We start from the raw sequence: 25,681 nt of genomic DNA on the forward strand, positions 1-25,681 counted from the left end.
CGTCGCAACGGAGGCAGTCGTCAGGCGTTCCTGGTTCGGTAGAGTGCGCCGGGCAGCTGTTGCGCGAGGCCGCCCAATTCCAACCCGAGCAGGGATGCCAGGAGTTCGCCGACGGGCAAACCGATGAGTTCGGCGAGGTCGTCTACCGATTGTCCTTCCCCAGTCAGTGCACCGAAGACACGCGCTTCCGTGGGTGAGAGTGTGCAGGGTGCCACGACCGGCCGCGGCGCCGGGCGACCCGAAGCCGGCACGATGCCGTAGGGGATGAGGATGTCGGACGGCGTGAGGATTGGCACCGCCCCGTCGCGCAGGAGCCGGTTGGTGCCCGATGACGTCCCCGAGCTGATCGGCCCAGGCACCACCAGCACATCGCGGCCCTGCTCGAGCGCGGTTCCTACCGTGATCAGGGTCCCGGAACTTTCGGCAGCCTCTACCACGACGAGTGCCCGCGCCAGCCCGCTGATGAGTCGATTGCGAGCAGGAAAAGAGCCCTTGTGCCCCGGCATGCCCGGCGGCAATTCGCTCAGCAGCAAGCCGTCGCGCGCAACCAGCTCGAAGAGTTCCCCGTTCTCCACCGGGTAAACCAGATCGATGCCGGTGCCGAGGACACCGATTGACGTGCCACCGGCGTTGTGCGCCGCGCGCTGGGCCATGGCGTCGAGCCCGCGCGCCATGCCACTCACCACCACCAGTCCGGCTTCTGCCGCGACGATGCCGAGCCGTTCGGCGACATCGCCGCCGTAACGCGTGTGATCACGACTCCCGACAATGGCGACCGCCTCGGCATTCGCGAGCGCAACGTTGCCGATGCCGAAGAGCAGCGGAGGTGGATCCGGGATCGAGCGAAGCAGCGCGGGAAAGTCGGCATCCGCCGGCGTGAGGATGTGATGCCCGCGTGCGGCGCTCTGCTCCAGCAGATCGCGCGCCGCCTGAAGTGGTGGCCGGCGCAGCGCCGCAGCAAGCGGTGCGGGGAGCGCCCGCATGCCGGTCAGTGCGTTATCGAGATTTGCAAAGGTGGCCCGGGCTGAACCGGCGCGCGACAGCATCTGGGCGATGCGCCGCGGGCCGAGCCCCTCGATGAGCGCGAGCGCCAGATAGGCGAGGCGCTCCTCGGGATCACTGGATGGCGTCGAACTCGTCGTCGTCGGCAGCGAACTCGTCGTCGACGACGTCACTGTCGTCGGTGAGGGGTTCGGCCTCGTCATCGAAGAGTCCGGTGGTGTCGTCTTCGTCGACGATTTCACCTTCGCGTACTTCCTGGACCAGCGACCACAGCATCTCCTTCAGATCATCGAGGCCCTGGCCGGCGGCCGACGAGATGCTCACGATGCGCAGGGCATCCGGCGCAGTGACCTCCGGCAACGGCTCGTCGTCGGGGAGGAGGTCGCGCTTGGTGAGCACGAGAATGTGGGGCTTCTCGCCCAGAACTTCGCTGTAGAGCCGGACCTCGTTGCGCAGGCCGTCATAGGTGGCCTGGGCATCGGCTGAATCGAGCGGCACGAGGTAGGCGAGAAAGCGCGTTCGCTCGACGTGCTGCAGGAACTTGAGGCCCAGTCCCTTCCCCGCGTGTGCTCCCTCGATGATGCCCGGAATGTCGGCCACCACGAAGGAACGCGATCCGGAGAGCCCCACCACGCCGAGATTCGGCTCCAGCGTTGTGAAGGGATAGTCCGCGATCTTCGGGCGCGCGGCACTGATTACCGACAGGAGGGTGCTCTTTCCCGCGTTCGGTTCGCCGACGAGGCCGACATCGGCGATCATCTTGAGGATGAAGGCCAGCCGGCGATGACCACCCTCCTCGCCCTCTTCCCATTCGCGCGGCGCCTGGTGCGTGGCCGATACGAAGCGCAGGTTGCCACGGCCGCCACGGCCTCCCTTGGCCACCATGATCTCGTCGCCGTTCCGCAGCACCTCGCCGAGCACCTCGCCGGTCTCGTCATCCTCGATCACGGTACCCGGCGGCACCGGCATGACAATGTTGTCGGCCGATGCGCCAGTCCAGTTCTTTCCCTTGCCGTGCACGCCACGGTCGGCCTTCCACGCCGTCCGATAGCGATAGTCGAGGAGGGTCGAGAGGTTGGATTCGGCACGGACGATCACGGCACCGCCGTGACCACCATCGCCGCCGTCCGGACCGCCTTTGGGCTTGTACTTGAAGCGTGCAAAGGAACAGGCACCGTCGCCACCGCGGCCGCCCCAGACCTCCACGACGACCCGATCAACGAAACTCATGCGAGTGGACTCCATCCATCGACGACCGATTCCCAGAGCTCCTTGACCGACTTCCAATGATCATAGGAGAGGAACGGGTTCACGAGGCCCAGCACGGCCTCTACATCAGCGATACTTGCGCCGGCATTCAACGCACCACGCAGGTGCGAATGGAGCTGACGCGGGGTGTCGAGCACAGCCGTCTGCACAATCACGCAGAACTCGCGGCGCGCGAGATCGAGCCCCGGCCGCGACAGTGTCCGGCCATAGCCCTCGACCATCATCCAGACGTCGAGTGCCGGATGCAGCTTGTTCACATTCTGACGAAGCTTGGCGTAGTTGTCGCCGTACACCGTTCGCAGTGTTTCTTCGCCGCGTCGGCTCCACTCCGCATACTCGGCGTAGTCGAGCCCGGCATCGCCATTCACGGCGGGTACACCAACGGCTTTCCGCCAGAGCGATGCGGCGATCAGTGTTCGCGGCCAGCCGCACATGAGGACGGACTGCAGCAGCAGTTCATCGACCCATTCGGGCGGGATACTTACCTCGAGCGCGTCGGTCACCTTGTCGCGCACCACCGGCTCTTCGCCCTGGGCGATGGCGGCGGCGAGTTCAACCAGGGCGCGCGTGGCGTCGTCGACCAGAGCACGTGGTTCCGTCATGAGGCCTCCTCACCAAGGACGAGAGGGTGAGTCATCGATGCACCGGTGGTCAAGTGAACCTCAGGCCGCCGAGCGTGCCGTAGAGCCCGGTCGGTTCGCGCCGCGTGTTCCGTATGATTGGCTCTCGCCAGGGCTGGAGCGCCGCACCGGGCCACTCGATCCCAGCACCGAAGCGGGCGGTGATCGTGTCGAGCACGGCGACCAGCGCGATCCCCGCACACCTCATGTCACCGTCTTCTACCTTGAGGGAGATACCGAGCCCGAGCTCGGGGAGTGAGGCCGAGTAGACCCCTTCGGCCCCAATCTTGGCGACCACCCGCCCTGGCCACGCCTGCATCAGGATGGTATCAAGCCGATCCGTGCCCGCGACCAGATGGGGCTCGCTCATCATCGCGTCGCGAATGGTGCGCATCGCCGGCTGATCGGACGCGCCGAGTCGTGCGTATGCCACGGCCATCCCGTGCAACGACAACGCCACCGCCGCGGCGGTGCAGCCGTCAACTCCCCACTGCAAGGCGTCCGGCGCGAGTCCAGACCATTCGGCAATTGTCGCCGCGACACGCTGTTGCACCGGGTGGCCGGATTCTTCATATCCCGCCGTGGGCCAGCCATGCAGCCGCGCCAGCGCAAGCAGACCGGCATGCTTGCCGGAGCAGTTGCTCCAGAGCGGGGTCGGCACGACATCGTCGTGGATCATCATGTCGGCGAGCGCCGGCCAGAGCGATGGATGACCGCCGCACGAGAGGTCGCTCTCGCTGAGCCCGAGCGCGGCAAGCCAGCGTGCGCCGACTTCGCGGTGGATCGGCTCGGCGTTGTGCGACCCGCAGGCAAGGGCGAGCATCGCGCGGTCGAGGCCGAACGACTCGACGCCACCATCTTCCACGAGCGGCAGGAGCTGGAACGGCTTCGCCGCCGAACGCCAGAAGGTCACCTGCGAGGGGTCTCCAGCCCACGCGACCATTTCGCCATCCGGACGGGTCACGGCGACCGAGACGCGATGGATCGATTCCACCAGGGGGCCGCGAACGGCGACGACAGCAAAGTCAGACATAGGCCGGCGAAGATACCCGGCCGCCTCCCTTGGTGGGTAGCTTCTGGAATGCACCTACGCAGACTCGCAGGCCCTGCGCTCGTCCTCGTATTCCTCGCCCTCCCGTCGGGCGCTCGCGCTCAGGGTTCGCCCTACCTGACACTCGATGACCCCGATCTGCCGCTCCTCGAGCACCTGATCAGCCGGGGCGATGTCACCGACCCGTCGCCATTCGTGCGGCCCTTCACACGTCGCGACGCGACTCGCGTCCTTCGGCAGGCCCAGCCATCGGCCGATTCCCAGCTCGTAGCCAGGCTCCTGAAGCGCTGGGACGCACCGGTGGGCGAAACGACCTGGCGGGCAGCCGCACGCGTCGGGGCGCAAGGTTATGGCGCCGCCCGGCGCGACGCCCTGCAGCCGGCGGGGGATGCCCACGCAGGAGAGTTCTATGGTGAGGCCGCAGTTTCGGGGAGCTTCGGGGCGCTCGTCGTCGGCTCCCGGGTCGTGGCGGAAAATCGCCTCAAGTACGACCCCGACTGGACCGGTGACGCCGAACAGCGGAGCAAGCACGTTGCCTTTCGTGCCGCCGAGGCCTATGTCGCAGCGCAATGGCGACTGGTGCACCTTCACCTCGGGCAGGTCGATCGAAATTGGGGACCGGCCGGCGTTCCAGGCCTCGGTGTCTCCAATGTGAGCTACCCACGCCCGGACCTCGCGCTCGATCTCGTCACATCCCGGCTCACGGCCCAATTCCTCTTTACTCCGCTGCCGAGCGAACGCCTCGCGAACGGCGATCTGGTCGAGCGCTACGCGGCGGCGCACCGGATCGGGTGGCGGCCAAGCGATCGGTTCGAGGTGGGCGCCTGGGAGACCATGATTCTGGCCGATGAGGCGGAGAGCGGCACCGACGCGATCGGGTCACTCTTTTCGGTCATGACATTCGCGGCGCAGTTCGGTCGCAAGGCCAACACCAACAGCATTCTCGGACTGGATGCTCATTGGCGGGCAACCCACCGGCTCCAGCTTGAGGCTCAATTCGCCGGCGATGACATCCGCCTCGGGAGTACCAACACCGCGGCTGGAGAAGCTCCGCGTCCCAACCGGTATGCCCTCACGATGGGCGCGCGAGGAGCATTGCCGCGAGGGCTTTCCTGGCGGGCGCACTACGTCAGGGTGTCCGCATTGGCCTACCGAACGTCCAACCCGTTGCAGAACTTTGCGGCCGATGGGGTGGGGACCGTGAGGGTGATCCCGGACAACGACGAGCTGACAGGTGTGATCAGCATCCCCGTCGCGCGCTCGTTGCTGATGTCGCCGTACCTGAGCTGGCAGCGCCAGGGCGAGGGGCGACTCGATGTGACGCCGCCGTTCAACGAAACCACGCCGACCTTTCTGATTGGTACGGTGCGCCGCACTATCCGGGCGGCGGTAGGACTGGCGGGTGGAGTCGGGCCGGCGCGGATCCTGGCCGACGTCGGGGTCAACAGGGTGCGAAACGCCGACCAGGTCCTCGGCCGTTCGACCTCATCTCTCGAAGGGCGCTTCATCGTCACGGTCGGCGGTGCTGCCCAAGGACAGCTGCAATGACGACATCGCTCGCCTCGGTATCACGCGCCCGTCTCAGCGAACTCCTTGACGCCCTTCGCGGGCTGCAGGTGGTCGTGGTGGGCGATGTGATGCTCGATCGCTACCTCACCGGCGATGCCGACCGGGTGTCCCCAGAGGCGCCGGTTCCGGTTGTCACCGTGGAGGAGGAGCGCGACGTCCCCGGTGGGGCTGCCAATGTCGCCGCGAACATTGCGGCCCTGGGCGGTGTCGCCATCCTGCTCGGTGTCATTGGTGTGGACAATGAGGCGACCGCGCTGGCGGAGGAGCTTCGCGCCCTCGGCATCAGGACCGATGGCCTCATCGCGGTGAGCGGGCGTCCTACCACCTGCAAGACCCGGATCGTCGCGCGTGGGCAGCAAGTGGTCCGGATCGATCGCGAGGTCACCAATCCGCTCGCCGATTCGCACCGCGAGGCGCTCCTCGCTGCGGCCGCAGTCGCGATGGCCGACGCCGATGCACTGATCCTCGAGGACTACGACAAGGGGACCATTGATAGCGAGCTGGCCAAGGCGCTGATCGCGGCCGCACGAGCCCGAGGGATCCCGGTGGTGGTGGATCCGAAGCAGCGGAACTTCTTCGCCTACGCCGGCGCGACGGTCTTCAAGCCCAACCGACGGGAGCTCGAGAGTGCGTTCGCAGCGCATTTCAGTGGTGAAGATCGCGACCTGGAGACAGCCCGGACTCGCCTCGATGTAGAGAACCTGCTGCTCACCCTTGGCGCCGACGGGATGGCACTGGTGTCGCCTGACGCACCACTCAAGCGGACGCCGAGCATCGCCCGCGAGGTATTCGATGTCTCGGGGGCCGGCGATACCGTCTCGGCAATGATGGCTGCTGCGCTGGGTGCTGGGGCTACCATCGACGAGGCCGCCTGGATCGCCAACCTTGCGGCGGGAGTCGAGGTCGGCAAGCGAGGGACCGCCACGGTCTCGCGAGATGAGCTGCTCGCGGCTTGGGACCACGAGTTGGGGGACTGACAACTTTTCCACAAACGACGTTTTCCACACTCCACATTCTTTGCGGATAAGGAGTTAGCACATGAAAGCAAAGCGTCCCCGACCTCGTGAGAAGTCGGGGACGCTCTGTTTTCCCGTTCCGAGCCAGCCCGGGAGGCTCCACTCACTGACTGACTCGGCGGTCTTCACACCGCCTAGCGAGGCGGGTCGGACCGATGGGCGATGAGGGGCTCGAACCCCCGACCTCGCGCATGTGAGGCGCGCGCTCTAACCAGCTGAGCTAATCGCCCGCGACAGATAGCTCCCGATATTACTACGCTTGGGAGGTTGAGACAACCCAATCGTTCGAGTGGGAAAGCCGAGGGGTCAATCCGGTGAACCAGCGACCACCCTCACCGAATAGACACCGAAGAAGATATCGGGTTGCGAGCAGTTGCGCTAGGGGGTGGTTTCGATCCTCCACTCGCCCATGCAGGCGACGCCGAACATAGATATGCGGGGCGATGACTACTGCCAGGTGTCCTCGTTTCGCGCCCAACTACGCATCGAATCCATCCGCAATACCCGCTGAACCATGGCCCCGGAGGGGTTCGAACCCTCGACCTTCAGATTATGAGTCCGCTGCTCTAACCACCTGAGCTACGGGGCCGAATACATTGTCACCAAACAACTTACATGATACCATTAAAGTGTTTTCTTTTCCACACCCGCCATTGGGTATACCCCCACCCCCATCAAAACGACCGATTTTGAGCCTACTTCTTGAGCCTCGGGTTTGGGCTCCTGACTCGACGATACACTTCGAGGTGGGCCGTGGTCATTGCTGCTTTGGTGAACCTTTCGCGCACTCTTGCCCGCCCCGCGATCCCCATCCGCTCCCTCATCGACGGGTCGTTGGCGAGGGTCCGCATTGCCTCGGCCAACGCCTCGACGTCCCGGATCGGGACCTCGAGTCCGGTCACCCCAGGGGCATTCACCTCCCGGACTCCCGAGGGGACTGCCGTGGTAATGATAGGTCTCCCCGCTGCCATCGCTTCGAGCAGGACCATCCCGAACATCTCCTCGACCGTGACCGACGGCAGGACCAGAAAATCGGCGTCGGCCATCCTCCGAGGGAGGTCCTCGTCGGGGTACTCCCCCCACCATTTCACCCGGTCTGCCACCGCCAGGGCCCGGGCAAGGGTCTGCAAGCGATGCAGCTCCGGACCCGACCCAACGATATCAAGTCGGAGCTCCGGGACCTGCTCAAGGGCTCTCAGGAGGAAGTCGACTCCCTTGAAGGGGAGCAAACGCCCAATGAAGATCGCCCGCGGCGGGTTGCCAGGGGGCGGCGGAGGCACCAGCTCCCAGCGTTCCTCGTCGATTCCGAAGGGGATCACCTCGACCTTGTGCTCGAAACCCTTGAGCTCGCCACAGAGGGCGATGTGCGCCCGGCTCGGCACCAGAATGACTTCGGCCCGATGCAGCACATACCTGGCCGGCAGCTTGTACTTGAATGAGGGATAGTCCGCGTGCTGGGTCACGACCAGCGGTGCCAGCGAGAACCGGAGCGCGTAGGCCACGTCGGCGAGCGAGTTGGGATGGTGCAGATGGATCACATCGGCCCGGCGCCACGCCGCCGCGATATAGGTCGGCGCGAGCTCCTGGGTACCCACCGGCGCGAATGACCACGCCCGAGTTACCGATGCGCGACGCTTCTGCCCTGGTGACGGATCACCAAACGCGGTGATCGCGACCACCTCGGCCTCGTGCCCCCGTTCGGCGACGCCCTCAGCGAGTCCCTGGACTACGCGCTCCATTCCGCCGGAGCGCGGCCAGTAGTACTTCGCGAGGTGAAGAATCCGCATGGACTGGAACTTAGCGACGACATCGCCATCTTTGGCCCGTGCGCGTCCTCCTGCTCTCCCCCGAGTCACCCTCCCGCGGCATCCTCCGCTCGCTTACGTCCCTCGGCGTCGAGCCGGTCGTGCCGCGGGCCACTGGCGAAACCGAGATCGACGGCCAGGTCCGCCTGGTTCGCGTCACCGCCCGTGGCGAGCCAAGTGACCCGATGGACCTGCGCTGGTCGCGCAAGGCACTCCGGACTGCTGTCCGCGACACAGGCCCCGAACTCATTCACATCATCGCCGACCCGTGGACGCCGACCGCCGAGGCGGGCGCCGCCGCGGCACGAGACCTGAAGATTCCTTACGTGCTCGTCGGTACGTCGAGCGTCGGCGGCCCCAAGGGTCTCACTGCCGGCTGGCAGTCGAATCGGATTCGCGATGGTGCGGCGGCGCTCGGCGGAATCGTTCGCACCGCGCTTGATCATCTCGCGAACGGAACCAGCGACAAGCCGACTGCGGTGATCCCGACCGGCGGAGTGAAGATCCCCGCAGCGCACCTCGTACGCGCGCCGAACGGCGCCATCACCTTCGGCGTGGTCGGCCGAGTCGTGAAGGAGCGCGGCCTCGACCTGCTGCTCGACGCCCTGAGCGAGACCTACGGCGATTGGCGGTTACGAATCGTCGGCACCGGCTCGGCGCAGGAGGCGCTCGAGGCTCAAGCCCAGCGTCTCGGGCTCTCGAGCCGCCTCGAATGGCTGGGTGCCCTCCCTCGCGAGGCGCTGGGCGCCTTCTGGGGAAGCATCGACGCCCTGGTGGCGCCATCGCGTTCCACGCCGCAGTGGGTCGAACCCACGGGCGCTGTCGTGCTCGAAGCGATGGCGCACGGCATCGCGCCGATCGTTTCCCGATGCGGTGCACTCCCCGACGTCGTTGCGGAGGCCGGCCTCGTGGTCGCGGAGGACGACCGCCCAGCGCTCGCGCGCGCACTGCAGGCGCTGGTCGCCGAGCCCGCGCGCGCCCAAACGATCGGCGCAACTGCACGACATCGGGTCCTGGAGTTTTACGGTGACGCAGCAATTGCCGAGCGGATGATCCTGCTCTGGCGGAGGGCGTCGGAACGGAGGTAGTGAAGCCGAATGCAATATCTGATGCAGCAGAAGCTGTTGTCATGGGGCGATGACTTCACCATTCGCGACGCCAGCGGCAACGATCACTTCTTCGTCGATGGCAAGGCGATTTCGCTGGGCAAGCAACTCTCCTTCCAGGATATGTCAGGTCGCGAGCTGGCCTTCATCAAGCAGAAACTCCTCGCGTGGGGACCGACGTACGAACTCTACCGCGACGGGGCGCTCGCCGCGGTGGTCAAGAAGGAACTCTTCACTCTCTTCCACTGCGTCTTCACGGTGGATGTTCCCGGCCCGGATGACCTGACGGCCGAGGGAACCTTCACGGATCACGAATACACCTTTACGCGAGGCGGCCGGATCGTGGCGACGGTGTCGAAGCAGTGGTTCGCCCTCCGCGACACATATGGCGTGGAGATCGACAGCAGCGAGGATCAGGTGCTGATCCTCGCGTCGACGGTCATTATCGACATGGCCTGTCACCCCGATGGGCGGCGATGAGGCGCGCGCTCACACTCGCCTTCGGGCTCGGCACGCTGGTCGGGCCGTTGCGCGCCCAGAAGCCAGCCCCGGTGCTCGTTATCGGACTGAAGCACGAATACCGCACCAACCCGCTCGGCACCGATGCGCTGCGACCCCGGCTGAGCTGGCGGCTCGAGAGCAATGAACGCGACGTGATGCAGGCAGCCTACGAGATCCAGGTCGCGACCGACGATGCCCGGCTCGCGGCCGGCGGCAAGGCTTTGCTGTGGGATTCCGGGCGACTCGCCAGCAACGCCTCCCTGTTCCGACCCTACGACGGACCGGCGTTGCAATCACGGAGCCGTTACTTCTGGCGCGTGCGGATCTGGGATGCCAGCGGACGCGTCTCGCCGTGGAGCGCTCCCGCGTGGTGGGAGACCGGCCTGCTCTCGGCACAGGAGTGGAGCGCGCAGTGGATCGGCCCCGGCAGTGGCGGAGCGGACTCTGCCGGCGCGCCAGCGCCGATGCTACGGCGCCCGTTCACGGTAGCGGGCGCTGTGGCGTCTGCCCGCATCTATGTCACCGCCCGCGGCCTGTATGAGTTGCACCTGAACGGCAAGCGAGTGGGCGAGGATTTCTTCACTCCCGGGTGGACCTCCTACCACAACCGGATCCAGTACCAGACCTACGACGTAACCCGACTGCTCACCTCGGGCGACAATGTCGTCGGCGCGATTCTCGGCGATGGCTGGTACCGCGGCTACCTCGGCTTCTCGGGCCGCAAGAATGACTACGGCCGCAACGTCGCGCTGTTGCTTCAACTCGAGATCCGCTATCGCGACGGCCGAGTGGTCCGAGTGAATTCCGACGGTGACTGGAAGAGCGCCACGGGCCCGATCACATACGCCGATATCTATCGCGGCGAGAGCTACGATGCCCGACGCGAGCGACTGGGCTGGGATGCTGCCCGGTACGACGCCAACGACTGGCAACCAGTGACTCTCGCCGAGAAGACGACAGCAGCGCTCGTGGCGCCGGTATCGGAGCCAGTGCGCGAGACCCAGACCGTTCGGCCGGTCACGATGTTCACTGCACCAAATGGTCAGGTCCTGTTCGATCTCGGTCAGAACATTACCGGGTGGGTGCGACTCAGGGTCAGCGGCCCAGCGGGCAGCACCATCACGCTGCGGCATGCCGAGGTCCTCGACAAGATCGGCAATCTGTACACCGAGAATCTTCGTGCTGCGTACCAGACGGATCGCTACACGCTCAAGGGCGGTGGTGAGGAGATCTTCGAGCCGCATTTCACTTACCACGGCTTCCGCTACATCGCCATCGAAGGCTTGCGCGCTCCGCCCACGCTCGGGATGCTGACCGGCGTCGTGGTCCACACCGCACTGCAGGAGACGGGAGTCTTCGAGACGTCGGACTCGATGCTCAACAAGCTCCAGCGCAACATCGTCTGGGGCCAGCGCGGCAACTTCCTCGATGTGCCCACCGACTGCCCGCAGCGCGACGAACGCCTCGGCTGGACTGGCGATGCGCAGGTCTTTGCGCGCACGGCGGCCTTCAACATGAATGTTTCCGGTTTCTTCGCGAAGTGGCTCGCGGACCTCGCGGCAGATCAGCACCCGGGTGGGTCCGTTCCCTGGGTGATCCCGAATCCGCTCGGCGGCGATTCGACTCATTTTGCCGCCGCTGCTGGCTGGGCCGATGCATCGACCGTGGTACCGTGGACGATGTACCTCAGCTACGGCGATCGCGGAGTACTTGAGCGCCAGTTCGAGAGCATGCGGAAGTGGGTCGACTACGCGCACGGACGCGCTGGCGCGTCGTTGATCTGGAATCGCGACGACCACTTCGGCGACTGGCTCGCGTGGCACAGCGACGACGCCTCGTATCCTGGCGCCACCACGGGCAAGGATTTCATCGCCACGGCGTACCTCGCGCATTCCGCCGACCTCGTCGCCCGTGCGGCCGAGGTCCTGGGTCGCACCGCCGATGCGGCCCGGTACCGCGATCTGTTCACCGGAGTGCGCACGGCTTTCCGCAAGGAGTTCGTTTCGCCCAACGGTCGCGTCGGTGAGAATACGCAAACGGCCTACGCGCTGGCACTGAACTTCGGCCTCCTCGAACCAGACGAGATGCCCGGCGCGGCGGCCCGACTCGTCGACGACATCCGCCGCCACGACGGTCACCTCTCGACCGGTTTTCTCGGCACTCCCGAACTCACCCAGGCGTTGTCGGCCAACGGGCACCTGGACGCGGCGTTCGCGCTGCTCCAGCAGAAGGAGTATCCCGGCTGGCTCTACCCGATCACCCGAGGGGCGACCACTATGTGGGAGCGCTGGGATGGGATCCGGCCTGACGGATCGTTCCAGGAAATCTCGATGAACTCCTTCAACCATTACGCCTTTGGTGCAATTGGCGACTGGATGTATCGCACGATCGGTGGACTCGACCTCGATCCCGCGATGCCGGGGTACCAGCACGCCCTCATTGCGCCGCGTGTCGGAGCCGGCCTCACGAGTGCCAGGGCGGCTCTCGAAACGGGATACGGCCCACTGGCATCAGCGTGGCACGTGATCGGTTCGACGTTTTCGCTCGATGTTACCATCCCGCCCAATACCTCGGCGCGAGTGACGCTCTGGGGAACGACTGTCGATCGTGTGCTCGAGCGCGGCGTCGCCGCGCGTGGTGTCGAGGGAGTACACTCGGCGGTACAGGTCGGTCGGGATGTCGTGCTCGAAGTCGGTTCGGGCCACTACCTCTTCACTGCCCTGGTGGCACAGTGACCGGCGCGTCTGCGTTTGCGGTGATTTCCGACATCCACGGCAACCTGCCGGCACTCGAGGCGGTGATGTCCGACCTCAGCCGCCGCGGCATCACCGACGTCGTGAACCTGGGCGACCACGCCTCGGGACCACTCTGGCCGGCCGAGACCGTCGCACTGCTCATGGAGCAGCCGTGGACCCAGATCAGTGGCAATCACGAGCGGCAGCTGCAGGAGGACCCCGCGACGCATCTCGCCTCGGATCGCTTCGCATACGAACGCCTTGGCCGCTCCCAGATGGCGTGGCTCGCTGCGCGGCCAGCCACGGCGACCTTCCGCAACGTCGTACTGCTGACGCACGGCTCTCCGTCAAGCGATATGGTGTATATGCTGGAGACGATCGAGCACGGTCGATTCCGACTGGCCACCGACAGCGAAGTGCGCGAACGGCTCGGATCGGTTTCGGCCGAAGTGATTCTTTGTGGTCACTCCCACTTTCCACGGGTCGTGACCACTGGCGATGCGAGGTTGATCCTGAACCCCGGCAGTGTCGGGTTGCAGGCGTTTCTCGACCCCGACCCTACGCCGTATGTAGGAGCAACCGGTTCCCCCCACGCTCGCTATGCGCTGGTGGAATCCATCCGCGACCAGTGGAACGCCTGTCACATCACGGTGCCCTACGATCACGAGAAAGCGGCGGCGCAGGCGGAACGGAATGGGTTTGCGGTGTGGGCCCGGGCACTTCGGACCGGCCGTGCGGGTTGATTCACCTTTCAGGAGAGACAGTGATGAACGGCTCACGTGATATGGTCAAGACGGGAATCGGCTTCGGCAGCGCCCTCGCGATCACGATTTCCTGGAGCGTCCACAAGTCGATTCTCTGGGCGATCCTGCAGGGCTTTTGCGGCTGGCTGTACGTGATCTACTACGCGTTCACGACGAGCTAACACCACAGCGCCGTCGTTGCCCTTCCGGCAACGACGGCGCAGATCACACGGGCAACGGCTCGCTTATTTCGCGGAGCCGAATGCCCGCCGCAACGCCGGTGCGCCGCCTACTACCGGCAGCGCAATCGAGGTCCCCTTCAGGTCGACCGTCAGCTCGGTGCCCGCCTGCGGCCACAGCGTGAAATCTCGATCCGACGAGAAGATCATCACGCCGAGACGCTTGCCGGCGGGGATCACCTGGTCATCGGGTTCGAGATCGAAGGTGAATTGGTAGAACTTCCCGGGGACCAGCGCTTCACCGGGGAGCTTCGAATCGTAGTTGCCACCCTTTCGCAGCGACTTGTAGTTCTGCGGATCGGCCCAACCGCGGGTGACGACTCCGGCCCGTCCCTCGGAGCCGACCGGCGTCGCGTCGTACGGGAGCAGCACGAGCCAGACCGAGAGATTCGCGGCGGCCTTGCTGGAGGCGAGCTGAATTGTGACCCGCGTCGTCCCGGAGAGATGCAGCGCTTCGGTGAGCACCGGCGTGGCATAGAGCAGTCGGTTCGGCGAAGTTGCAATACTCGCCAGTGCCGAGCCGGAAAATTGGACGTCGTCAGTCAACCGGGCCGGGCTCGCTGCTTTCTTCATCGCGATGGCAAGATCGCCGATGCCGTTGCCGTCGCCAGTGGGATGCACAGTGACAGGCTTCGCACCGGGATTCGGGAAATCGGCGTAGGGCGTGGCCGCAGTGCCACGGGGTTGTCCCTCACGCACCACGTACAGCCGTGGGTCCTTCTCCACGCCATTATCGATGCCGTAGAGGTAATGGGAGAACCAGCGGTTCATCATGTCGACCGGCGGCGGACCACCATGACCACCCTGATGGAAGTAGATCGCCGCGGGCGTGTGCTGTTTGCGCAACGCTTCGAAGATCCGGACGCTGTGTTCCGGCACGACGTTCCAGTCATTCAGTCCGTGGGAGAGGAGCACCGCCGCCCTGACGTTCTTGATCTTGGTCAGCAGGTCACGATCAGACCAGAAATCGTTATAGTCGCCGTGCGGACGATCACGCCCTGCGGCAAAGAGCCCGTCGCGAATGGTGCGATTGCAGCCGTCGCGAAGCGCCGGGTCACCGCTGTGGATGAAATCGTACAGGTAGTCGATGTCTTCGCCGAGCCAGCCACCAGGATGACGTACCAGACCGTTGGACCGGTAGTAGTGATAGTACGACGTGTTGGGCGCATCGGGGATGACTGCCTCGAGCCCCTTCACTCCGGTCACGGCGGCGGCGAGTGGCAGGGTCCCTTCGTATGAGGTGCCTGTCATTCCGACCTTGCCGGTGGACCACGACATTGCACTCACTTCTTCCGACCCGCCGAGGGAGGTGAATCCCTTCGCGCGACCGTTGAGCCAGTCAATTACCGCCTTCGGGGCCAGTTCTTCGGGCGCACCGCCCACTGTAGGACAGCCCTGCGAAAGCCCGGTGCCAGGGGCCTCCGAGTGCACCACGGCAAAGCCGCGGGGGACCCAGGTGCGCACCAGGACGCCCGAAATCCTGGGGTGGACCGCCTGGAATGGCGGCCCGGCCTGCGACACGCGCGGTGGCGGTGTGGCGCCCACTTCCTGCTTGACGTCCCAGAGGTTGGCGCGCGGACCGGAGGTCCCGGAGAAGTACGGCGACGACCCGAAGATCACCGGGACCTTGAGTCCCTCACTCGCGGTCTGACCAGGCCGGGTGACATCGACGTGAACCCGGTCACGCTTTCCGTCACCATCGCTGTCAAATTCGGTTTCGACCCAGAGTTCCTGCCGGATCCAGGCGGTGGTATCCTGAAAACCGGGAACGATCTGCGCCTGACCATTGGCGAAAACCGGCAGCGCCTTGGCCGCGCCCTGCGCGGCGAGCGGGGCGACGCCGAGTGCCAGCGCCAGGGCAACGTTGCGGACGGACGAACGGCGAGGGGATCGTCGGGACATGCGTAGCACCGGGTTATGAGGTAGGCCAACAATCTGTACTTGCGCGGGGTGACACGCCACCACGACATCGCGCAACCGCTGGAACTCTTTTGCACGAAACGCGGTACCCTGCTCACTCACCATCTCTGGAGGAGACATCATGGATCGCAAGGCAGAAGCACGCTGGGGGGGCGACCTCAAGTCTGGCCGCGGAAACGTCAAACTGGGCAGCGGAGCCTATGAAGGGCCCTACTCGTTTCAGTCGCGCTTCGACACCGGGGGCGGCAGCAATCCGGAAGAGCTGCTCGGTGCAGCTCATGCCGCCTGCTTCTCAATGGCACTCGCGGCCGCACTCTCATCGGCTGGGCATCCGCCGACCAGCATTGATACCACTGCCACGGTGCATCTCGAGAAGGGTGACGCGGGCTTCGGCATCAGCGGGATCGACCTGGTGACGCGAGGGGTGGTGCCAGGTGTCGACGCGGAGACGTTCATCCGGCTTGCCACCGAGACCAAAACCAATTGCATCATCTCGAGGGCGCTCGCGGCTGTGCCGATGCAACTCGACGCCCAGCTCGTCAGCGCGTGAGCCTCTGGCACAGCCTGCGCGAAGGGATCGGCTTCCGACCCTCGCGCAGCGACCGGCAGCGCTATGCCAACTCCCCCCAGTGGCGCGACGGTCGCTTTCGCCCGACCCTCGCTCGGAAGGACGGATCGATGCTCACGGCGGCGATGAAGTTCTTCTTCGGCGGCAACCAGCATCGATCGCCGGATGCGCCGATACCGGTGGTCGCCCGGAAGCGGGGGGACTTCGACATGCCGCCCACAACCGGATTGCGTGTCACCTGGCTCGGACATTCGACGCTCCTGCTGGAGATCGCCGGCCAGCGTATCCTCATTGATCCGGTCTGGTCGGAGCGTGCATCGGGATTCAGATCGGTGGGACCGCGCCGCTTCTTCCCGCCGCTGATCTCGCTCGCGGACTTGCCGCCGATCGATCTGGTCGTGCTCTCGCACGATCACTACGACCATCTTGACGAATCCGTGGTGCGCGAGCTGGCAGCGCGCGGCATTCCCTTCCTCGCGCCACTTGGTGTCGGAACCGATTTGGCACGCTGGGGAATCGCTGCCTCACAGTGCACAGAACTCGACTGGTGGGAAAGCTTTCGCATCGGCGGGATCACCATCACGGCGACTCCGGCTCGGCATTTTTCCAGCCGCGGATTGCTGGACCACGGTCAGTCGCTCTGGTGCGGCTTTGCGTTCGTCTCGGACCGCCATCGCGTCTACTACGCTGGCGATACCGCGATGCAGGACGAGTTCATTGCCATCGGTGAACGCCTCGGCCCATTTGACCTCGTGATGATCGAAGTCGGGGCCTACAACGCGCTCTGGGCCGATGTCCATCTCGGCCCGGAGCAGGCCGTGCGCGCGCATCAGCTCGCCCGGGGCGTCGTGCTCCTCCCGATCCACTGGGGGATGTTCGATCTCGCGCTCCACGGCTGGACCGAGCCGATCGAGCGCACCCTGGAAGCAGCGATGGATGCGGGGATCGCCGTCGCGACTCCGAGGCCGGGAGAATCGTTCGAGCTTGCAAACGGGATTCCGGCCGAGCGATGGTGGCCAGATCTACCGTGGCAACGGGCTGCAGAGGCGCCGGTCCGCTCCAGCGGAGTTGACCATCTCTTCCCAGCGGTCAATGCTTCCGGGGCGGCAGAAACCGCCGGGCGCGATGCCGGGGACCCGCTCCGCACCCCCTAGGCAACACGTTACAAATCAATGACTTGCGAAACGCCAACGAAGCGATCCTTGTGGATCGCTTCTTGCTTTTCTCTGGTGCAAGCCTCTACCTGGAGCCGCTGTGCGCGCAACTCGTTCACTGTTCTTCACTCTCGTTGCGCTGCTGGTCACGTCGCCTTTGCGGGCGCAGACGACTCCTGACACCGTGGCTGCCTGCCCCACCACGCTTTCCGTCAAGGCGGGAAAAGTCTGCGCAGCGGCGCTCGATGGTGTCACCATGCTCCATCCCCTGGCAGCCCTACTGGTAAGCGGCGGCAACCCCGTCCTCGGCACTGCGACCGCCGCGGCAGGTGGACGCTTCGGTCACTTCTATTTCTCGCTCCGCGCCAATTCGGTTCAAGCAATCATCCCTGACCTCAGCTACAACGGCACCGCGGACACGGTGCCGCTGCGTCGGCGGGTCCGGCTCTACGCCCCTCGCGCCGACCTCTCGGCTGGTTTGCTCCAGAAGAAACTGCCGATGGGCACCGTCGCCGCCGACTTCATCCTCTCCGCCTTGCTCATTCCGGCCGATGCGTCGGAGTCGTTCACGCCGGTAGCAGGATCGCGTACACTCGCCGGATATACTGTCCAGCTCGACTGGGGGGTGCGGCTCGCGATGGCTGGCCCGAAGCTCCCACTCGTTTCGCTGACTGCAATGAAGCGTGGCACACCGACGGTGACCGTGGGCAACGTCACCGAGGGCGATCTGGCGGCGTACATCTTCGACGCGTCGGCGATCAATGTGCGGCTGATGATGGGAAAGCGCTTCCGCTGGATCGAGTTTGCGGGGGGTGGCGGCGCCGATCTGCTCGGCGGAAAGGCGGTGGTCTTCTATCGCGACCCGGCAAACGGCGCGCTCCAATCTGCGATCGAGAAGAAGCTCTCCGGCATGCGGTTGACGGCGGCGGCCAATCTGGCGCTGCTCATCGGACGCGTGCGCATCGGTGCCGAGGGAGGGTATCAGGCCGGCAAGAGTGATTCGCTGACCACGATCTTTGCACAGAACAACACCAGCGCCGGAAAGTTCTACGGCGGGCTGGGCGTCGGCGTGAACTTCTGAGGTCAGCTCACCGACTGCGCTTCGGGCGGGACGTAGAGCACCGGCAGGTCGTCCTGCGCATAGTCGGGCACCAGCCGCTGAATGGCGCGGCGAAGGATGTCCCGATCGACGCCGGCCATGGCCAGGTCGGCGAGCCCGTCCACCGAGTGGAGTAGCACTGGTGAATGCGGTCGCATCCTGGCCCGGAGCACCTTCGGGTGCGTCGTCGGCTCGGTCAGGCTGGGATCGAAGAAGACCTCCTCGTACAGCTTCTCGCCCGGCTTCAGTCCGGTGAACACCACCGCAATGTCCTGCTCGGGCACCAGACCCGAGAGCCGGATCATGTCGTGCGCAAGATCGAGGATCTTCACCGGCTCGCCCATATCGAGCGCGAAGACTTCACTCCCCTCGCCAATCACCGCGGCCTGCAACACCAGCTGCACGGCCTCTGGAATCGTCATGAAGTAGCGGCGCACTTCCGGGTGCGTGATCGTGACCGGGCCCCCCGCACGAATCTGTTGCAGGAAGATCGGCACCACGCTGCCGCGTGATCCGAGGACGTTGCCGAAACGCACGGTGGTGTAATTCGTCTTCGTCCGCGGTGCCAGTTCCTGGACGATCTGCTCGGCGATTCGCTTGGAGGCGCCCATCACGCTCGTGGGTCGCACCGCCTTGTCGGTGGAGATCAGCACGAAGCGCTGCGCCGCGAATTCGCCAGCCAGCTCGGCGACGTTGCGCGTGCCGATCACGTTGTTGGTGATCGCTTCTTCGGGATTCCGTTCCATCAGGCCGACGTGCTTGTGCGCTGCGGCGTGAAAGATCACTTCCGGCCGAAAGGTCTCGAAGGTGATGCGCAGCCGCTCGCGATCGCGGACATCGCAGATGATCGCGTCGCAGGGAATCTCGGGAAAGCGGCGACGGAGCTCGGCCTGGATCTCGAAGATCGAATTCTCGCCATGACCGAGGAGCCCGAGTCGGCCAGGGGCCAGGTCGGCGAGCTGACGGCAGAGCTCGCTGCCGATGGAGCCACCGGCGCCGGTAATCAGGATGCGCCGCCCCGTCGCAATGGCGCGGACAGCAGCCAGGTCGGTCTTGATCGGTTCGCGACGGAGCAAGTCGCTGATCTCCAGCTTGCGCAGCGCCGTGACCGAGACACGGCCGGAGACAAGTTCGAAGAGACCGGGCAGCGTCCGCGTGGCAATGCCGATCCGTTGCGCCGATTCCGCGATGGCACGTACCACCGTACCGGGCGCGGTCGGCATCGCCACGATCACTTCAACGGCTCCGGTGGCCCGCACCGCGGACTCGAGATCGGCCAGCGTTCCGAGGATCGGCAACCCCGACAGGAGCTTCCCCTGCTTCTCCACGGCGTCATCAACAAAGCCAAGCGGGTTGATCCGCAGATTCGGATTCTGACGGAGCTCGGCGACGATCATCCGGCCGGCAGCGCCTGCCCCGGCGATCAGCACCGGCCTGCCCCTCGAAGCGCCTTCACTCGCACGTCGACCCTGCCGACGGTCACGATCGCGCGTGCTCAAGCGCAGCAGTGCCGGTAGGCCGAGAGTCATCGCGCCGTCGAGGGCCAGAACCGCGAGCGGCACGCGACCAACACTGATCCCGACCGCGCGGATGAAGAACGCGCCGAGCACGAGATTGAAGAAGGCGGCCAGTCCGGCCGCGCCGACCAGGCTCATCAGGTCATCGCGTCCGGCGTAGCGCCACAACCGACGATAGACCCCCGCCTTCCAGAAGACGCCGAGGCGCACCGGCAGGGTGAGGATCAGATAGGCAGTCGCATCGGGAATGTGCTGCTGCAGGTCGGCGATGCTCTCGAACCGCACCGCGAAGGCCACGATCGAGGCCAGAAAGAGCAGGCCTGCATCGGCGAGCAGGAGGGTTCGATTCCGCATGGCGGTCGCCATGGAACGGTCCTCAGTCCTCGCCGACCGGGCCGTAGCCCGTCCCTGCGTAGTACCCGCCGTAGGCATCGGCACGGCGCGTGTCGAAGTCATTGAGGACCGTGCCCATCACCTTGGCCCGGACGCTCGCGAGCTGCTCCATCGCGAACTTGACGGCACCCCGCTCCGTCTTGTTGCCGCGCGCCACCAGCAGGACACCATCGGCGTGTGGTGCGAGCACCAGCGCATCGGCCACGTTGTTCACCGGCGGCGAATCGATGAGGATGGTGTCGTAGAGCGGCTCGACCGCCTCGAGCAGATCCGTCAACCGATGTGACGACAACAGTTCTGCCGGGTTCGGCGGCACCGTACCGGTGCTGATCATGTCGATGCGGCCGATGCCGTCGAAGGAGAGTGGCTGCAGCACGGCGGCGAGCTCGGCGCGGCCAGTCAGCAGTTCCGAAAGCCCGGGTTGGCGCACACCGCCGAGAGTACGATGCAATGCCCCGCGCCGCATGTCGGCATCGATCACCAGCACTTTCAGCTTCTGCTGCGCCAGGGAGGCCGCAAGGTTTGCGGTCGAGGTGGACTTGCCGTCGCCCGGCGTTGGCGACGTGATCACCACGATCTTCGGCGGGCGCTCGGCCAGCGCAAAGGCGAGTGAGGTCCGCAGCGCGCGGTAGGCCTCGAGCACGGTCGAGGCCGGATGACTCGCGGCCACGAGCGATGTCGAGGCAACGGCGCCACCCGCGGCCTGGGCCTCGATCTGCGCAGCAGTGGGTCGGCGCAGTCGACCGGTGGTGGTCGCACGCTCGGGCTGGAAATGCGGGATGACGCCGAGCACCGGCACCGAGGCCGCACGCTGGAGGTCCTCGCGCGAATGCACCTTGTTGTCGAGCAGTTCCCGGGCGAAGACGGCGCCGACCGAGAGGAAGAGGCCCACGAGCAGGGCGAGCGCGAGGTTCACCGCCCGGCGAGGCGAAACCGGCTGTTCGGGGAGGATCGCCTTGTCGACGACCTGTGCGCTCGGGTCCTCAACCGCTTGCGCGATTTCGGCCTCCTTCAGGCGCGTCTGCAACAGCGTCGAGAGATCGCCGAGCACGCTGGTGCTTCGCATCAATCGAGCGAGTTGTACTTCCTTGGCGGGTATCGCGCTGAGCTGACTCCCCGACTGGGCAAGCGTGCGATCGTAGGCCGCCACCTGGGCCCGCAGACCATCGGTGTAACTCACGACCAGCCCGCGGATCTGCCCTTCTACGCCATTGATCTGGCCCGTGAGCGTGATCACGTCCGGGTCGCGCATGGTACGGCGCGTGAGCAGCGTCGCGCGCTGATTTTCGAGGGTGGTCATCGACGCGAGCAGCACCGAAACGGTCTGGTTCCGCAGCAGCGTCGGGAAGGCGAGCAGTCGGCGATAGGCGGAGCCGCCGTTCGAATCGGCTCCCGCGGCGAGATTGCGCACCAGCACCGAATCAAGCGCCTGCAACTCGGAGGCGACTTCGTCACGCTCGGCCTTGAGTTCGGCAAGCTTGCCGACCGAGACCTGCGCCTGCGTCTCGATGGCGACCACCTGCGCCCCTTCACGGAAGACCTTGAGCGATTCTTCCGCGCTCCGCAATTCGATCCCCAGGGTATCCATCTGGGCGCGAAGGAAATCCACGGTGCTGCGTGCACCAGTGCGGCGCGTGCCGACTCGCTGGCTCAGGAAGACGGAGAGCAGCTCATTGGGGACCGCAGCGGCGACTTCGGGATCGGAATGCCGGAAGCGCACGGTGATGATGTTCGCATCGCGGTTGGGTCGGCTCACCCGGAGTTGATCGACAAACGATCGCGTCGCCGCGGTGGGCGCAACGAGGGACAGGACGACGCGTGGGTACGAGGCGATGCCCCGCGCGAGGACCAGCTTCGCCGGACCGACCTGCACCGTATCACCCGGTTTCGCGACGACCGTCTGCCCGTGCGGACCGGCAATCGTGGTGCGGCCGCCCGAGGTTTCGATGACGATCTGCCCGGTATCGGCGGTGGCGTCGATCAGCGCCGAAGCAATGAGCCGGCTGCGAGGCACCCGGCGCGGCTCGACGACGCCGAGGCGCATCCCGAGTCGAGCGACGACGCTGTCGGCGAAGGCACGGCTCTTCAGCACTTCGACTTCGGTATTGACTTCGCTTCCCTGGCCGCGGAGATCCTTGAGGACCTCGAGACCGGGGACCGCCGATTCGCTCTCGGCGATCCGCAGCGAAGCGGCAGCTTCATAGACTGGCGTCATCCGGTCGGTGAGATACCAGCCGGCCGCTCCAGCCACCCCGACGCAAAGCAGGATGAGAAACCAGTGCCGTCGCAGGATGGCCCAGATGACCCGGAGCTCGAGCCGCTCTTCGCTGGGTGGCGGCGGGTAGCCGCCGAACCCGGTAGCGAAGTTCGGATCGAAGGGAACGATCGGCGCGCTGGCCGGGTTTTGCCGCGCAGGCAGGGGGGATGCCATGGGTTACCGCGTCAGGACGATGGTGGTGACCGTTGCGGTGGCGCCGATCAAGGTAGAAACGAGCCAGGTGTTGCGGGAAAGCCAGCTACGCTGGGGCACGAAGAGCTGATCGCCCGACCGGAGCCGCAGGTCGGCGATGATCGACGCTCGGTCCAGCGATGCCAGGGAACGGGTGCTGCCGCGACGGAGCTCGACTCGATCGCGCCGACCGTCGGGAGACGCTCCGCCAGCGAGCGCCAGGGCGTCGGAGACCGTCATTGACGGGTCGACCGGATAGAGCCCCGGCTTCAGGACGGAGCCAGTCACCGAGATCCTCCGGAGCACGGTTACCTCGACCACCGGGTCGCGAAGGAACTCCCCGAATGCCCGGGTAAGCCGGGGTCGGATCGAATCGGCGGGCCAGCTCGATACCGCAATCGTCCCGAGCCGAGGCAAGGTGACGGACCCGCGCTCATCGAGTGGGAACTCGCCCGACATCTCGGGTTCCTGGAAGATCCGCAACCGAAGCACATCGCCCGGACGAAGGGGATCGCCTGAACCGGCCTGCTGGGCACTTCCCGCCTGAAGGGCGGCGCAGAGGAGGGCGAGGATAAGCCCACCCGTCCGACCAACGGCCTGCCAATAGTGCATCAGAAACCCTCCTCAGGCCCCGTAGTACTCCCGATACCACTCGACGAATCGTGCCACGCCGACGGTTATCGGCGTTCCGGGGTGAAAACTGCAGTCGCGGGACAGATCCGTGACATCCGCGTAGGTCGCCGGGACGTCGCCGGGCTGCATCGGCAGGAAGTTCTTCTCCGCAACCTTCCCCAGGTTGGCCTCAAGGGCGCCGATGAGTTCCATGAGCTCGTTCGGGGCACTGTTGCCAATGTTGTACAGCTGGTAGGGCGCCGGACTGGTCGCGGGATCGGGATGCACCGAGTCCCAGTCGGGGTTCGGTCGGGCGATGCGATCCGACGCTCGCACGACGCCTTCAACGATGTCCGCCACGTAGGTGAAATCGCGCTGCATCTTGCCGTGGTTGAAGACGTCGATCGGACGCCCCTCGAGAATCGCCTTGGTAAAGAGGAAGAGCGCCATGTCCGGGCGACCCCACGGCCCATAGACCGTGAAGAAGCGCAGCCCCGTGGCATGCAGGTCGTAGAGATGGGCGTAGGAATGGGCCATCAGCTCGTTGGCCTTCTTGGTCGCGGCATAGAGCGAGACCGGGTGGTCGACGTTCTGGTGCACCGAAAATGGCATCGCCGTATTGAGCCCGTAGACCGACGAAGTCGAGGCAAAGGTGAGATGCTCAGCCCCGAAATGCCGGCACCCCTCGAGCACATGGAGAAAGCCCATCACGTTGCTCTGGATGTACGCGTGCGGATGGGTCACCGAATAGCGGACGCCCGCCTGTGCCGCGAGATGAATCACGCGCGGAAAACGTTCGGCCCGGAAGAGCGCGTCCATGGCCGACTGATCCTCGAGATTGATCTGCACGAAGCGGAAATTGGGATGGCGACGCAGCCGCTCGAGCCGCGCCTGTTTCAGCGTCGGATCGTAGTAGGAGTTGAGGTTGTCGAGACCGACGACTTCATCGCCGCGGGCCAGCAGTTTTTCGCTCGTGTGGTAGCCGATGAATCCGGCTGCGCCAGTAACCAGATGCTTCATGTGCCTCGTCCGATGGGCAGGTCAGTTGCAGGTCAGGCCGGGGAAACGTCGATGCCATCCCGGCGGAGTTGTTCTGTGCGCCACGGCTCGAGCCGCACCGTCACGGCCAGCAAGTCGCCATCGAGCGATTGCCCCAGCACGTCGCCAACCCGGTGGAGCATTCCGAGACGCTTCCCGTCCCCTGGACTCAGCAGGACGCGTACCACCGGCCGGACCGCCTCTGCCCTGCCCCGCAGTTCGGCCTTGAGTGGGAAGAGGCCGTCGGTGCGCATCGTGGTCGTGAAGATCGCGTCAGGGTACCGCTCGCGGGCCCTGGCCGCGAAGGCGGACGGATCCTCGAGCGCATCGAGCTTGTTGAACACGACCAGCGTCGGCCGCTCGGAAAGGCCCAGCTCCGACAGCACTTCGTGCACGGTATCCAGGTGATCCTCCCACTCGGGATGCGAGGCATCACTGACATGCAAGAGCAGATCGGACGACCCGGCCTCCTCCAGCGTGGCGCGGAACGAAGCGACCAGATGGTGCGGCAGCTTCCGGATGAATCCCACCGTGTCGCTCAGACGCACTCGCAGGTTGTCACCGAGGTCGACCTCTCGCGTCAGCGTATCGAGGGTGGCAAAGAGCCGATCCTCGACAAAAATCTCGTGTTCCCCGGAGAGCGCGCGCAGGATGCTGGACTTGCCGGCGTTGGTGTAGCCCACGAGGGCAGCCGAGAGCATCGGCGATCGGCCAGCGCGGATCGTCTCGCGGTGACGCGCGACGTCGAGGAGCTTCTCCCGGAGCAGCGAGATCTTCTGGCGGATCATCCGGCGGTCGGTCTCGAGCTGGGTTTCACCAGGGCCACGCAAGCCGATGCCCCCGCGGGTTCGTGACAGGTGCGTCCACATCCGCGTGAGCCGCGGCAGCATGTACTGCAGCTGCGCCAGCTCCACCTGCAACTTGGCTTCGTGGGTCCGGGCTCGCGTGGCGAAGATGTCGAGGATCAGTTCCGCGCGATCCATCACCCGGGTGCCGAGAATTTCCTCCAGCGACTGGCCCTGCGCCGGTGTCAGCTCCTCGTCGAAGATGATGAGCGTGGCGTTGGCCGACTTCACCAGCAGGCGCAGCTCCTCGACTTTCCCTTCGCCGATCAAGGTGGAGGCGCTCGCGGTCGCCAGCTGCTGCGTGAGGATCGCCGCGACATCGGCACCCGCGGTGTCGACCAGCCGGCCCAGTTCCGCGAGATGCTCCTCCATCTTCTGCGCGTCGGGACTGCCTTTCCGCGGCGCGGCAACGAGGATCACACGTTCGCGA

Annotated in this window: 21 protein-coding genes and 2 tRNA genes; 10 read left to right on the plus strand and 13 right to left on the minus strand. The window is 65.5% G+C overall.

From position 1 onward, the window contains the following. Positions 1–20: 20 nt before the first annotated feature. The 4 genes from dprA to V4558_11150 are packed head-to-tail and all read right to left on the minus strand — an operon-like array spanning position 21 to position 3,924. Positions 21–1,205 (minus strand): DNA-processing protein DprA, encoded by a 1,185-nt coding sequence (gene dprA / locus V4558_11135; protein MES2306057.1) that lies wholly within the window; start codon positions 1,203–1,205, stop codon positions 21–23. Further along, positions 1,117–2,232 (minus strand): GTPase ObgE, encoded by a 1,116-nt coding sequence (obgE, locus tag V4558_11140; protein MES2306058.1) that lies wholly within the window; start codon positions 2,230–2,232, stop codon positions 1,117–1,119. The genes dprA and obgE overlap by 89 nt, the downstream gene beginning before the upstream one ends. Then, complete coding sequence (locus V4558_11145) at positions 2,229–2,873, minus strand: carboxymuconolactone decarboxylase family protein (protein ID MES2306059.1); 645 nt, start codon at positions 2,871–2,873, stop codon at positions 2,229–2,231. The genes obgE and V4558_11145 overlap by 4 nt, the downstream gene beginning before the upstream one ends. Before the next feature lie 49 nt (positions 2,874–2,922). Then, positions 2,923–3,924: an asparaginase gene (locus V4558_11150; GenBank protein MES2306060.1), complete on the minus strand. Its 1,002-nt coding sequence runs from the start codon at positions 3,922–3,924 to the stop codon at positions 2,923–2,925. A 48-nt stretch (positions 3,925–3,972) separates the two neighbouring features. Between V4558_11150 and V4558_11155 the strand changes: the two genes are divergently transcribed. Then, positions 3,973–5,490: a capsule assembly Wzi family protein gene (locus V4558_11155; GenBank protein ID MES2306061.1), complete on the plus strand. Its 1,518-nt coding sequence runs from the start codon at positions 3,973–3,975 to the stop codon at positions 5,488–5,490. Further along, complete coding sequence (rfaE1, locus tag V4558_11160; protein ID MES2306062.1) at positions 5,487–6,488, plus strand: D-glycero-beta-D-manno-heptose-7-phosphate kinase; 1,002 nt, start codon at positions 5,487–5,489, stop codon at positions 6,486–6,488. Before V4558_11155 ends, rfaE1 begins: the two co-directional genes overlap by 4 nt. A gap of 195 nt (positions 6,489–6,683) precedes the next feature. Here the strand turns inward: rfaE1 and V4558_11165 are convergent. The 3 genes from V4558_11165 to V4558_11175 all read right to left on the minus strand — a co-directional run bounded on the left by V4558_11165 (position 6,684) and on the right by V4558_11175 (position 8,314). Beyond that, positions 6,684–6,757 (minus strand) — tRNA-Val (locus V4558_11165). 285 nt (positions 6,758–7,042) lie between these two features. Continuing rightward, a tRNA-Ile gene (locus tag V4558_11170) sits at positions 7,043–7,116 on the minus strand. A 106-nt stretch (positions 7,117–7,222) separates the two neighbouring features. After that, positions 7,223–8,314 carry a glycosyltransferase gene (locus tag V4558_11175; protein ID MES2306063.1) on the minus strand — a complete coding sequence of 364 codons (1,092 nt, stop codon included), beginning with the start codon at positions 8,312–8,314 and terminating at the stop codon, positions 7,223–7,225. A 38-nt stretch (positions 8,315–8,352) separates the two neighbouring features. Here V4558_11175 and V4558_11180 point away from each other — a divergent pair, with 38 nt between their 5' ends. The 5 genes from V4558_11180 to V4558_11200 are packed head-to-tail and all read left to right on the plus strand — an operon-like array spanning position 8,353 to position 13,599. Beyond that, a complete protein-coding gene (locus V4558_11180) occupies positions 8,353–9,420 on the plus strand; it encodes a glycosyltransferase family 4 protein (GenBank protein MES2306064.1) in 1,068 nt (355 codons plus the stop codon). A gap of 9 nt (positions 9,421–9,429) precedes the next feature. Beyond that, on the plus strand, positions 9,430–9,918 hold the full coding sequence (locus V4558_11185; protein ID MES2306065.1) for an LURP-one-related family protein: 489 nt from the start codon (positions 9,430–9,432) through the stop codon (positions 9,916–9,918). Then, positions 9,915–12,674 (plus strand): family 78 glycoside hydrolase catalytic domain, encoded by a 2,760-nt coding sequence (locus V4558_11190; protein ID MES2306066.1) that lies wholly within the window; start codon positions 9,915–9,917, stop codon positions 12,672–12,674. The genes V4558_11185 and V4558_11190 overlap by 4 nt, the downstream gene beginning before the upstream one ends. Further along, a complete protein-coding gene (locus V4558_11195) occupies positions 12,671–13,417 on the plus strand; it encodes a metallophosphoesterase family protein (GenBank protein ID MES2306067.1) in 747 nt (248 codons plus the stop codon). Before V4558_11190 ends, V4558_11195 begins: the two co-directional genes overlap by 4 nt. Positions 13,418–13,440: 23 nt before the next feature. Then, positions 13,441–13,599 carry a hypothetical protein gene (locus tag V4558_11200; protein MES2306068.1) on the plus strand — a complete coding sequence of 53 codons (159 nt, stop codon included), beginning with the start codon at positions 13,441–13,443 and terminating at the stop codon, positions 13,597–13,599. Between the two features lie 63 nt (positions 13,600–13,662). On the opposite strand, the gene V4558_11205 is transcribed toward V4558_11200, so the two are convergent. Continuing rightward, the gene (locus V4558_11205) at positions 13,663–15,558 is read right to left on the minus strand and encodes a Xaa-Pro dipeptidyl-peptidase (protein ID MES2306069.1); all 1,896 of its coding nucleotides are present in this window, start codon (positions 15,556–15,558) and stop codon (positions 13,663–13,665) included. 139 nt (positions 15,559–15,697) lie between these two features. Between V4558_11205 and V4558_11210 the strand changes: the two genes are divergently transcribed. From V4558_11210 to V4558_11220, 3 genes are all read left to right on the plus strand, one after another. Continuing rightward, a complete protein-coding gene (locus tag V4558_11210) occupies positions 15,698–16,126 on the plus strand; it encodes an OsmC family peroxiredoxin (GenBank protein ID MES2306070.1) in 429 nt (142 codons plus the stop codon). Beyond that, positions 16,123–17,298 carry an MBL fold metallo-hydrolase gene (locus V4558_11215; protein MES2306071.1) on the plus strand — a complete coding sequence of 392 codons (1,176 nt, stop codon included), beginning with the start codon at positions 16,123–16,125 and terminating at the stop codon, positions 17,296–17,298. The genes V4558_11210 and V4558_11215 overlap by 4 nt, the downstream gene beginning before the upstream one ends. A 100-nt stretch (positions 17,299–17,398) precedes the next feature. Next, complete coding sequence (locus V4558_11220) at positions 17,399–18,379, plus strand: hypothetical protein (protein MES2306072.1); 981 nt, start codon at positions 17,399–17,401, stop codon at positions 18,377–18,379. 2 nt (positions 18,380–18,381) lie between these two features. Here the strand turns inward: V4558_11220 and V4558_11225 are convergent, their stop codons facing one another. Genes V4558_11225 through hflX form a run of 5 tightly spaced genes read right to left on the minus strand, consistent with a single transcriptional unit; the run spans position 18,382 to position 25,671 of the window. Then, positions 18,382–20,280 carry a nucleoside-diphosphate sugar epimerase/dehydratase gene (locus V4558_11225; GenBank protein MES2306073.1) on the minus strand — a complete coding sequence of 633 codons (1,899 nt, stop codon included), beginning with the start codon at positions 20,278–20,280 and terminating at the stop codon, positions 18,382–18,384. A gap of 10 nt (positions 20,281–20,290) precedes the next feature. Continuing rightward, a complete protein-coding gene (locus V4558_11230) occupies positions 20,291–22,738 on the minus strand; it encodes a polysaccharide biosynthesis tyrosine autokinase (protein MES2306074.1) in 2,448 nt (815 codons plus the stop codon). A 3-nt stretch (positions 22,739–22,741) separates the two neighbouring features. Continuing rightward, positions 22,742–23,368: a polysaccharide biosynthesis/export family protein gene (locus tag V4558_11235; protein MES2306075.1), complete on the minus strand. Its 627-nt coding sequence runs from the start codon at positions 23,366–23,368 to the stop codon at positions 22,742–22,744. Between the two features lie 12 nt (positions 23,369–23,380). Next, on the minus strand, positions 23,381–24,388 hold the full coding sequence (locus V4558_11240) for an NAD-dependent epimerase (GenBank protein MES2306076.1): 1,008 nt from the start codon (positions 24,386–24,388) through the stop codon (positions 23,381–23,383). Between the two features lie 32 nt (positions 24,389–24,420). Then, complete coding sequence (gene hflX / locus V4558_11245) at positions 24,421–25,671, minus strand: GTPase HflX (GenBank protein MES2306077.1); 1,251 nt, start codon at positions 25,669–25,671, stop codon at positions 24,421–24,423. Between the last annotated feature and the right edge of the window lie 10 nt (positions 25,672–25,681).

This window comes from Gemmatimonadota bacterium, assembly GCA_040388535.1.
GTDB lineage: Bacteria > Gemmatimonadota > Gemmatimonadetes > Gemmatimonadales > GWC2-71-9 > Palsa-1233.

Excerpts from the sequence above, each read along its gene's own strand:
- dprA (MES2306057.1), bottom strand. The coding sequence starts at position 1,205 with ATGACGAGGCCGAACCCCTCACCGACGACAGTGACGTCGTCGACGACG.
- obgE (MES2306058.1), bottom strand. The coding sequence starts at position 2,232 with ATGAGTTTCGTTGATCGGGTCGTCGTGGAGGTCTGGGGCGGCCGCGGT.
- V4558_11145 (MES2306059.1), bottom strand. The coding sequence starts at position 2,873 with ATGACGGAACCACGTGCTCTGGTCGACGACGCCACGCGCGCCCTGGTT.
- V4558_11150 (MES2306060.1), bottom strand. The coding sequence starts at position 3,924 with ATGTCTGACTTTGCTGTCGTCGCCGTTCGCGGCCCCCTGGTGGAATCG.
- V4558_11155 (MES2306061.1), top strand. The coding sequence starts at position 3,973 with ATGCACCTACGCAGACTCGCAGGCCCTGCGCTCGTCCTCGTATTCCTC.
- rfaE1 (MES2306062.1), top strand. The coding sequence starts at position 5,487 with ATGACGACATCGCTCGCCTCGGTATCACGCGCCCGTCTCAGCGAACTC.
- V4558_11175 (MES2306063.1), bottom strand. The coding sequence starts at position 8,314 with ATGCGGATTCTTCACCTCGCGAAGTACTACTGGCCGCGCTCCGGCGGA.
- V4558_11185 (MES2306065.1), top strand. The coding sequence starts at position 9,430 with ATGCAATATCTGATGCAGCAGAAGCTGTTGTCATGGGGCGATGACTTC.
- V4558_11190 (MES2306066.1), top strand. The coding sequence starts at position 9,915 with ATGAGGCGCGCGCTCACACTCGCCTTCGGGCTCGGCACGCTGGTCGGG.
- V4558_11200 (MES2306068.1), top strand. The coding sequence starts at position 13,441 with ATGAACGGCTCACGTGATATGGTCAAGACGGGAATCGGCTTCGGCAGC.
- V4558_11205 (MES2306069.1), bottom strand. The coding sequence starts at position 15,558 with ATGTCCCGACGATCCCCTCGCCGTTCGTCCGTCCGCAACGTTGCCCTG.
- V4558_11210 (MES2306070.1), top strand. The coding sequence starts at position 15,698 with ATGGATCGCAAGGCAGAAGCACGCTGGGGGGGCGACCTCAAGTCTGGC.
- V4558_11225 (MES2306073.1), bottom strand. The coding sequence starts at position 20,280 with ATGGCGACCGCCATGCGGAATCGAACCCTCCTGCTCGCCGATGCAGGC.
- V4558_11230 (MES2306074.1), bottom strand. The coding sequence starts at position 22,738 with ATGGCATCCCCCCTGCCTGCGCGGCAAAACCCGGCCAGCGCGCCGATC.
- V4558_11235 (MES2306075.1), bottom strand. The coding sequence starts at position 23,368 with ATGCACTATTGGCAGGCCGTTGGTCGGACGGGTGGGCTTATCCTCGCC.
- V4558_11240 (MES2306076.1), bottom strand. The coding sequence starts at position 24,388 with ATGAAGCATCTGGTTACTGGCGCAGCCGGATTCATCGGCTACCACACG.